Raw genomic sequence first — 8,314 nt, 5'->3', positions numbered from 1 at the left:
CGTGAACACAGACCCGTCCGTGCAGGCTGTGAATAACAACAAACCGCACGGACTTATTCTGTCCCGAGAACATATACCAAGATCCTGTTTCAGGAAAGATTTACGACTTGATGACTTTTTGAGCGTTCTTTGCTGATGAACACGCCTCCTCCCGCGTCCAGTCCGGGCGGTCAGTCCAGCGAACTTGCCGCCGCGACGGCGATCACCGACGCCAACTCGGCCAAAGCGGCCGTTTTCAACGTCCACTGCTGCCAGTAGAGCGTGACGTCGACGCCGGTGCCCGGCGCGAGGTCGACGACGTCCACTCCTGTGCGCATTCTGTCGATCTGCTGTCGGGGCAGGACGGCCCAGCCCATTCCGAGCCTCACCGCTTCGGCGAAGTCGGCCGACGACGGCACGAAGTGCGTGGGACCTGCACGCCTCGTCACACCCCACTGTTCGAGATATCGGTGTTGTAGATCATCGGAGCGGTCGAACACGATCATCGGAGCACGGGACAATGCGTCGCCCGACGGTCCGTCGCGAAACCATGTGTCCCGGAACTCCGGCGAGCACATCGGCCGATACTTCATCACCCCGAGTCGGGTCACGGAGCACCCCTGGACGGCATCCGCCGACGTGGTGACCGCCGCCACGACAACTCCCTGACGTAGCAATTCCGCGGAGTGATCCTGGTCTTCTCTCTTGATGTCGAACTCCATGCGGTGCGACAGCTGTGCCACTGCAGGAAGAACCCAAGTGTTGAGCGAGTCACCGTTCACGGCAATCGGTACCGACGCGGGCGCGCCTGGAGTCAGCTCTGCGACGAGCGTTCCTATTTGCTGCGCCAGCCGCAGGTAGGGCATCCCCGCCTCGGTGATCCGGGCCGGCTTGGAGCGGTGAACCAGCACCGTCCCCACCGATGTCTCCAACGCTTTGATCCGTTGACTGACCGCCGAAGGAGTGATGTGCAATTGCGTGGCTGCGGAATCGAACGAGCCCTCGGAGACGACGGAGGCGAGAGCGTGAAGCTGCGACAGGTCGGGTTCGCGCATAAGTAATACTAATCATGGTGAAGATATATTCGCTGTACTTCAGATCTGACCGTTCTTAATCTTTCCTTCATGACGTGCGCACTCGGTCCTACCCTCGCGGGCCTGGCTTTCGGCCTGTCGCTCATCGTGGCCATCGGAGCTCAGAACGCGTTCGTTCTGAGGCAGGGGATCGCGCGGACGCACGTGCTTCCCGTCGTCGCGGTCTGCGCGGCGTCGGACATCGTCCTCATCGCGGCCGGCGTGGCCGGGGCAGGTTTCCTCGTCGACAACTCCCCCTCCTTGATGACGATCGCCTATTGGGGCGGCGCTGCGTTCCTTCTCGGATACGGCGCATTGTCGATGCGTCGCGCTCTGCGCCCGTCCGCCATGTCCGCGGATCGTGCGTCGCAACCGGCCAGGATCGGCACCGTCCTCGCTACAGCGGTGGCGCTGACCTGGCTGAATCCGCACGTGTACCTGGATACGGTGGTCCTCCTCGGATCAGTGGCGGCAACGTACGACACCGCGCGAATCTGGTTCGGAATCGGTGCGTGTACCGCCAGCGTCCTGTGGTTCACCGCGCTCGGATACGGTGCCCGCCTTCTGCAACCGGCATTTGCGAAACCGATGGCCTGGCGGGTCCTCGACGGCGCGATCGCAGCGTTCATGGTCGCTCTGGGCTCGACGTTGGCAGTACAAGCAGTAAATAGTTAGTGCACTAACCATTCGTGTACTATCAAAAGCGTGTCCGACGACGATCCACTCGCTCTCGACAGGCAGGTCTGTTTCGCACTGGCGGTTGCCAACCGAGCCGTTCTCGCCGTCTACCGGCCCCTCCTGGAGCCGATGGGGCTCACTCATCCTCAGTACTTGGTCATGCTGGCGCTCTGGGAGTCCTCGCCGCGGTCGGTGAAAGAAATCGCAGCGGCATTGCAACTGGACTCCCCCACCCTGTCCCCGTTGCTCAAACGGCTGGAGGCAGCCGGTCTCCTCGTTCGAACCCGCAGCCGTAGCGACGAGCGTCAGCTCGCCGTCGAGTTGACCGCAGACGGTGCCGAACTGAGGACGCAGGCGGAGAACATTCCCCCTGCCGTCGTCGAACGACTCGGAGTGGAGATCACCGAACTCGAAGAACTTCGCACGGTGCTCGGGCGCATCAACCGAGCCGCTATCGATGCAGGGGCGCTGCAATGAGCACGACACCACGAACACGACCGAACTTTCTGCAGTGGCTCGGCTACGTGGCCGGGCGCAGGCTTCCGATGTCCATGCAGGATTGGGTCCGCAACGACCTGATCGGGCGAGGGGCCGTTCCGAGACACCTTCTCCGATCCATGATTCCGTTCCTCCCGATCTTCATCGGGTTCTTCGTGCTGTTTCCCGGCGCACTGTGGTTGCGCGGAGCGATGGTGTTGCTGAGCGTGCTGCTCGCACTCTTCTACACCGTGGCGTTCATGGAGCTCAACCGCGCCCGCCGGCTCGAATTACACGGTCTCCCATCGAATCTCCAGAGCGATCGCAAGACGGCGGCACTCGAGGACGAGCGCGTTCGATACGAGCGCCTGCACCTCAGGAATCGTCAGCCGCCCCCGCGCCGACGATGATGCGTTGGCCGACCGTCACCACGGCACGGCTCAAACTCTTGGATGCGTGCTTGCTCAACGGACCTTCGTCCATGCGGAGGGCGTGCACGATCATCAGCAGTTCGATGAGCGTGCGAGTGGACAGGGTATGCGTGGCATGCTGACTCGCGGCAGCGCGCCGGCTCAGTGGTGTGGGGCTGGGCGGCAGGTACTCGAACGCGCGTTGCACGTGAGCTTCCTCGAACTCACGTCGTAGCACCGACGCCTCAGCCGTGGCACCGGGCAGATGGTAGTGCAGCAGGCGTGACTCGTCGGGATGCGACTCGACCCATTTCCACACGGCGAGGATCACGGCCTCGAGCGACGGATCGTCGTCGCCTTCCTGGGCACGAACCTGGGCTACGACAGCGTCGACCATGTCGAGCACCTGCCGCATGGCCAGCTCGAACAGCTCGTCCTTACCCGCGAAGTGGTAGTAGACGGCCGATGGAACGACGTCTGCTTCGAGCGCGACGTCCTGAATACTCGCGTCCGAGAAGCTCTTTGCTGCGAAGACTTTGATTGCCGCCGACACGATCTCGTGCCGCCTCGATGGTCTGTGCGGTGATTTCTTGCCCATGCCGACGCCCGCCCCCTTCTCGCTCACCTGGAAGTCTCACCTCTCGTTCGCCGAAGCACTAGTGTTGCATGACCCCGTTACAGAGGAGATCGAATGTCGGCAACAGTCAAGCGGCCCGCTCACCGTCCGTCGCGGCGGGGCGTCATAGTCTCCACCGCTTTCGAACTGTTCGCCGCTCGACCCGCTGATTCGATCACTGTCGCCGACATCGCGGCCGCCGCCGACATGACATCTGCGGCCATCTACTACCACTACCCCTCCCGTGAGGAGATTCTTCTCGAGGGTCTGCGGGAGTTCGCCGCCGACTACGTGAACGAAGTGGAACGCATTGCAACGGAGGTCGTTGTTCCCGAGCGGCAAATGGGAGCACTCGTCGCGCCGTTCGTGAAGTGGCTCGGCGACAACCGAACAGCCGCAACGGTGTATTTCGTCGCCTCCCGCGGCGCGAGCCAGCAAGTGGAGGCGATTCGGCGCGAGAACGCGCTCGTTCTGATTCCCGTCCTGGCGGCAGCCGCGAAGAAGGTCAGAGGGAAGGTGCCGGCTGCGGAAGCCGGAGTCATCGCGGTGGCGACGATCTCCGAGATCGAGATTTTCGCGTCGGCGTTCCTGTCCGACGACCGATCCTTCACGACCCTGGGGCGCCGCCGTTTCATCGAAGAGGGTGCGCGTCTGGCGGACCGCATTGCCGGAACAACGAAGCCGACGGACTGAGGTTCTGCACACAGCACTACTCAGGGCGGTAGGCCTGTAAAGCATTCTGCGGCAGCTCGATTGCCTGCCGACTTGCGCGAGACCGGTCGTCGAACCCAGACGATCGACGAAATGTGGTGGGCGCAGAGGGGTTCGAACCCCCGACCGCTGGTGTGTAAAACCAGAGCTCTACCGCTGAGCTATACGCCCGGATCCCGATGACCGAGGCCACCGGAACACGGAGAAAAACTTATCCTGTCCGCCGGGAATCTACAATTCCGCAGGTCAGCCCACGTGAGTGGAAATGTAGGCCATCGCCTAGTTTCCACTCACGTACGGACTGTGCTGAGAGCTGTTTCCCAAGCGGTCTGGTCACGCGCTTCGCCGGGCTCTTTCATCTCGGCGAAACGAATGATGCCGTCGGTGTCGATGACGAAGGTTCCGCGGTTGGCGAAGCCTGCTTTGTCGTTGAACACCCCGTAGGCCTGTGCGACCGAACCGTGTGGCCAGAAGTCGGACAGCAGGGGAAATGTGTACCCCTGTTCTGCTGCCCAGATCTTGTGCGTCGGCGGTGGACCGACCGAGATGGCAAGGATCGCGGTGTCGTCGTTCTCGAACTTGGGTAGTTCGTCGCGAACCTTGCACAGCTCGCCCTGGCACGTGCCGGTGAAGGCGAGTGGATAGAACACGAGCAGTACGTTCTTGTCGCCTCGGTACGAGGACAACGTCACGTCCTGATTGTTCTGATCCTTGAGGGTGAAGTCCGGCGCCTCCGCGCCCACCTCGAGTGGCATGGAATCAAACTTCCTTGTCGACGGATCGTTAGCGCTTGACCGCGCGAGTCTTCGGCTGCACCAACCTGCTGCCGATCCAGTCACCGAGGTTGGCGGCCGACGTCTGAGTCAGTCCCGCCGTGGGGGCGGACTCGGCGATCTCGCTGGGCTCGACGTGGCCGGGAAGGCCGGTCTTGGGGCTGAGGACCCAGACGAATCCGTCGTCCGACAACGGACCGATGGCGTCCATCAGTGCATCGACCAGATCACCGTCGCCGTCGCGCCACCACAGCAGCACCACGTCGATGACTTCGTCGGAGTCCTCGTCGAGGGTTTCACCGCCGATGGTGTCCTCTACGTCGGCCCGCAGATCGTCGTCTGTGTCCTCGTCCCAGCCCAGCTCCTGAACGACCAAGTCGCGGGTGATTCCAAGTTTCTGAGCGTAGTTCTGAGCGTCCGCCGCGGCGACCACGGTGGTGACCTCCTTGCATAGTGGGTGAAGTAGTGCAAGCGAACAGTGTTTCTCCCGTTCGCGCAAGCTGACCGCGCCGAAATTGCGTACATAAATTTCTACTGGTGGGTATTGGGACTCCGTACTACGTCGGTGAAACATATGTAGGAGGATTGAGCGGAGTCACCGAGAAACCGAGAAGTAGCTCGCCGTCACAGAGCGCGAGTTGCATGGACCGGCCGCCGCACCGAGCGACCGCCACATGGAGGAGTACACACGTTGTCCGAGTTGAACCAGGACGATCGGCAGAGCACACAATCTGCAGGCAAGACGAACGGGCCCATCGGCTCGGAGGGTCGGGTACGCGTCATCCGTGAGGGTGTCGCCTCGTATCTGCCCGACATCGACAACGACGAGACCAACGAATGGATCGAATCGTTCGACGGCCTCCTCGAGCGGTCGGGTCCGAACCGCGCGCGCTACCTGATGCTGCGTCTGCTCGAGCGCGCAGGAGAACGACGTGTTGCGCTGCCGTCCCTGACTTCGACCGATTACGTCAACACCATCCCGACCGAGAACGAGCCGTGGTTCCCCGGTGACGAAGAAGTCGAGCGCCGCTATCGCGCGTGGATCCGCTGGAACGCCGCGATCATGGTGCACCGCGCTCAGCGGCCAGGAGTCGGCGTCGGCGGACACATCTCGACCTACGCGTCCTCGGCCGCTCTGTACGAGGTCGGCTTCAACCACTTCTTCCGCGGCAAGGACCACCCGGGCGGCGGCGACCACATCTTCATCCAGGGCCACGCCTCCCCCGGCATCTACGCCCGCGCGTTCCTCGAGGGTCGTATCCCGGCCGAGCGGATGGACGGATTCCGTCAGGAAGCCAGCCACGAGACGCAGGGTGGCGGACTGCCGTCCTACCCGCATCCGCGTTTGATGCAGGATTTCTGGGAATTCCCGACGGTGTCGATGGGCCTCGGTCCGATGAACGCCATCTACCAGGCGCGTTTCAATCACTACCTGAACGACCGCGGCATCAAGGACACCTCGGACCAGCACGTCTGGGCGTTCCTGGGCGACGGCGAGATGGACGAGCCGGAATCGCGCGGCCTCGCACACGTCGCCGCGACCGAGGGCTTGGACAACCTCACGTTCGTGGTCAACTGCAACCTGCAGCGCCTCGACGGCCCGGTCCGCGGTAACGGCAAGATCATCCAGGAACTGGAGTCGTTCTTCCGCGGCGCAGGCTGGAACGTCATCAAGGTCGTCTGGGGCCGCGAGTGGGATGCGCTGTTGCACGCCGATCGCGACGGCGCCCTGGTCAACCTGATGAACACGACGCCGGACGGCGACTTCCAGACGTACAAGGCCAACGACGGCGGCTACGTGCGCGACCACTTCTTCGGCCGCGACCCGCGGACCAAGGAGCTCGTCAAGGATCTCTCCGACGGCGACATCTGGAACCTCAAGCGCGGCGGTCACGACTACCGCAAGGTCCACGCTGCGTACGCCGCTGCGATGGCACACAAGGGCCAGCCGACGGTCATCCTGGCGCACACCATCAAGGGCTACACGCTCGGCAAGCACTTCGAGGGTCGTAACGCCACGCACCAGATGAAGAAGCTGACGCTCGACGACCTCAAGACCTTCCGCGATCTGCAGCACATCCCGATCTCCGACGAGGAGCTCGAGAAGGATCCGTACATGCCGCCGTACTACCACCCCGGTGCGGATGCTCCCGAGATCCAGTACATGCTCGATCGTCGCAACAAGCTCGGCGGGTTCGTCCCGGAGCGTCGGGTCAGCCCCAAGCCGCTTCCGCAGCCGGGCGATGCCACCTACAAGACGCTGCTCAAGGGCTCCGGCAAGCAGGAAGTCGCCACCACGATGGCGCTCGTGCGCGTCATGAAGGAGCTGCTGCGCGACAAGGAGATCGGCCACCGGATCGTGCCGATCATCCCGGACGAGGCGCGCACGTTCGGTATGGACTCCTGGTTCCCGTCGCTGAAGATCTACAACCGCAACGGCCAGCTGTACACGTCGGTCGACTCGGAACTGATGCTCGCCTACAAGGAGAGCTCGGTCGGTCAGATCCTGCACGAGGGCATCAACGAGGCCGGCTCGACGTCGTCGTTCACGGCGGTCGGAACGTCCTACGCGACGCACGGCGAGGTCATGATCCCGCTGTACATCTTCTACTCGATGTTCGGCTTCCAGCGGACCGGTGACGGCCTGTGGGCAGCGGCGGACCAGATGGCCCGCGGCTTCGTCCTCGGCGCCACTGCGGGACGTACGACGCTCACCGGTGAGGGTCTGCAGCACGCGGACGGTCACTCGCTGCTGTTGGCGTCGACCAACCCGGCCGCGGTCGCCTACGATCCGGCGTTCTCCTTCGAGATCGCGCACATCGTCAAGGACGGTCTGCGACGGATGTACGGCGGCACCGAAGGTGTGGACGGCTTCGGCGGCGAGAACATCTTCTACTACATCACCCTGTACAACGAGCCGTACGTGCAGCCGGCCGAGCCGGAGAACCTCGACGTCGAGGGCCTCCTCAAGGGCATCTACCGGTTCGAGGCTCCGCAGGACGGCGACGGACCCGAGGCACAGCTCCTCGCGTCGGGCGTCGGTCTCGTGTCGGCCCGCAAGGCTCGTGAGCTTCTGCTCGACGAGTGGGGCGTCCGGTCGGCGGTCTGGTCGGTGACGTCGTGGGGCGAGCTCCGCCGCGACGGTGTCGAAGCCGAGCAGGAAGCACTTCGCAATCCCGGTGCGGACAAGCGCGTCCCGTTCGTGACGACGGCTCTGCAGAACGCTGCCGGACCGGTCGTCGCGGCGTCGGATTGGATGCGGGCCGTTCCGGATCAGATCCGCCAGTGGGTTCCGGGCGACTACGTCACCCTCGGAACCGACGGATTCGGATTCTCGGACACGCGTCCCGCGGCTCGACGGGTGTTCAACGTCGACGCCGAGTCGATCGTCGTCGCGACGTTGTCCGCTCTCGCGGCCTCGGGTGAGATCGACAAGTCCAAGGCTGTCGAGGCCGCGGAGAAGTACAAGATCGACGACGTGACGGCGGCTCCCACGTCGTTCGCGGACACCGGCTCGGCGTAACGACCGACCGGAGACCACCAGTGCGCCCGTCCATTCGTACCGCTTCCCCGCGGACGAGTGGACGGGCGTAGGTT

General features: G+C 63.5%; 9 protein-coding genes and 1 tRNA gene. 5 read left to right on the top strand and 5 right to left on the bottom strand.

Annotated features, from left to right (window positions below):
- Positions 1-170: 170 nt before the first annotated feature.
- The gene (locus CH289_RS20475) at positions 171-1,034 is read right to left on the bottom strand and encodes a LysR family transcriptional regulator ArgP (protein WP_019667416.1); all 864 of its coding nucleotides are present in this window, start codon (positions 1,032-1,034) and stop codon (positions 171-173) included.
- Between the two features lie 69 nt (positions 1,035-1,103).
- Here CH289_RS20475 and CH289_RS20470 point away from each other — a divergent pair, with 69 nt between their 5' ends.
- Genes CH289_RS20470 through CH289_RS20460 form a run of 3 tightly spaced genes read left to right on the top strand, consistent with a single transcriptional unit; the run spans position 1,104 to position 2,617 of the window.
- Positions 1,104-1,727, top strand: coding sequence for a LysE/ArgO family amino acid transporter (locus tag CH289_RS20470; RefSeq protein ID WP_020111578.1), 624 nt, complete (start codon positions 1,104-1,106; stop codon positions 1,725-1,727).
- Between the two features lie 30 nt (positions 1,728-1,757).
- Complete coding sequence (locus tag CH289_RS20465; protein WP_020111579.1) at positions 1,758-2,207, top strand: MarR family winged helix-turn-helix transcriptional regulator; 450 nt, start codon at positions 1,758-1,760, stop codon at positions 2,205-2,207.
- Complete coding sequence (locus CH289_RS20460; RefSeq protein WP_019667419.1) at positions 2,204-2,617, top strand: DUF5313 family protein; 414 nt, start codon at positions 2,204-2,206, stop codon at positions 2,615-2,617. The genes CH289_RS20465 and CH289_RS20460 overlap by 4 nt, the downstream gene beginning before the upstream one ends.
- On the opposite strand, the gene CH289_RS20455 is transcribed toward CH289_RS20460, so the two are convergent.
- Positions 2,583-3,242 (bottom strand): TetR/AcrR family transcriptional regulator, encoded by a 660-nt coding sequence (locus tag CH289_RS20455; RefSeq protein WP_019667420.1) that lies wholly within the window; start codon positions 3,240-3,242, stop codon positions 2,583-2,585. The two genes, CH289_RS20460 and CH289_RS20455, sit on opposite strands and share 35 nt — an antisense overlap.
- 66 nt (positions 3,243-3,308) lie before the next feature.
- On the opposite strand from CH289_RS20455, the gene CH289_RS20450 reads away from it, so the two are divergent.
- On the top strand, positions 3,309-3,926 hold the full coding sequence (locus CH289_RS20450; RefSeq protein ID WP_020111580.1) for a TetR/AcrR family transcriptional regulator: 618 nt from the start codon (positions 3,309-3,311) through the stop codon (positions 3,924-3,926).
- Between the two features lie 114 nt (positions 3,927-4,040).
- Here CH289_RS20450 and CH289_RS20445 read toward each other — a convergent pair.
- The 3 genes from CH289_RS20445 to CH289_RS20435 all read right to left on the bottom strand — a co-directional run bounded on the left by CH289_RS20445 (position 4,041) and on the right by CH289_RS20435 (position 5,150).
- Positions 4,041-4,115, bottom strand: a tRNA-Val gene (locus tag CH289_RS20445).
- A 119-nt stretch (positions 4,116-4,234) separates the two neighbouring features.
- The gene (locus CH289_RS20440) at positions 4,235-4,699 is read right to left on the bottom strand and encodes a peroxiredoxin (protein ID WP_019667426.1); all 465 of its coding nucleotides are present in this window, start codon (positions 4,697-4,699) and stop codon (positions 4,235-4,237) included.
- 28 nt (positions 4,700-4,727) lie between these two features.
- Positions 4,728-5,150, bottom strand: a complete 423-nt coding sequence (locus tag CH289_RS20435) for a DUF3052 domain-containing protein (RefSeq protein WP_026348189.1) — start codon at positions 5,148-5,150, stop codon at positions 4,728-4,730.
- A 321-nt stretch (positions 5,151-5,471) separates the two neighbouring features.
- Between CH289_RS20435 and aceE the strand changes: the two genes are divergently transcribed.
- Positions 5,472-8,240, top strand: coding sequence for a pyruvate dehydrogenase (acetyl-transferring), homodimeric type (gene aceE, locus CH289_RS20430; protein ID WP_230594158.1), 2,769 nt, complete (start codon positions 5,472-5,474; stop codon positions 8,238-8,240).
- Positions 8,241-8,314: the final 74 nt, after the last annotated feature.

The organism is Rhodococcus sp. RS1C4 (assembly GCF_002258225.1).
Classification (GTDB): domain Bacteria; phylum Actinomycetota; class Actinomycetes; order Mycobacteriales; family Mycobacteriaceae; genus Rhodococcoides; species Rhodococcoides fascians_E.
This window is presented reverse-complemented; position numbering and strand designations above follow the sequence as displayed.

Coding starts and splice junctions, on each gene's coding strand:
- CH289_RS20475 (WP_019667416.1), bottom strand. CDS start 1,034: ATGCGCGAACCCGACCTGTCGCAGCTTCACGCTCTCGCCTCCGTCGTC.
- CH289_RS20470 (WP_020111578.1), top strand. CDS start 1,104: ATGACGTGCGCACTCGGTCCTACCCTCGCGGGCCTGGCTTTCGGCCTG.
- CH289_RS20460 (WP_019667419.1), top strand. CDS start 2,204: ATGAGCACGACACCACGAACACGACCGAACTTTCTGCAGTGGCTCGGC.
- CH289_RS20450 (WP_020111580.1), top strand. CDS start 3,309: ATGTCGGCAACAGTCAAGCGGCCCGCTCACCGTCCGTCGCGGCGGGGC.
- CH289_RS20440 (WP_019667426.1), bottom strand. CDS start 4,699: ATGCCACTCGAGGTGGGCGCGGAGGCGCCGGACTTCACCCTCAAGGAT.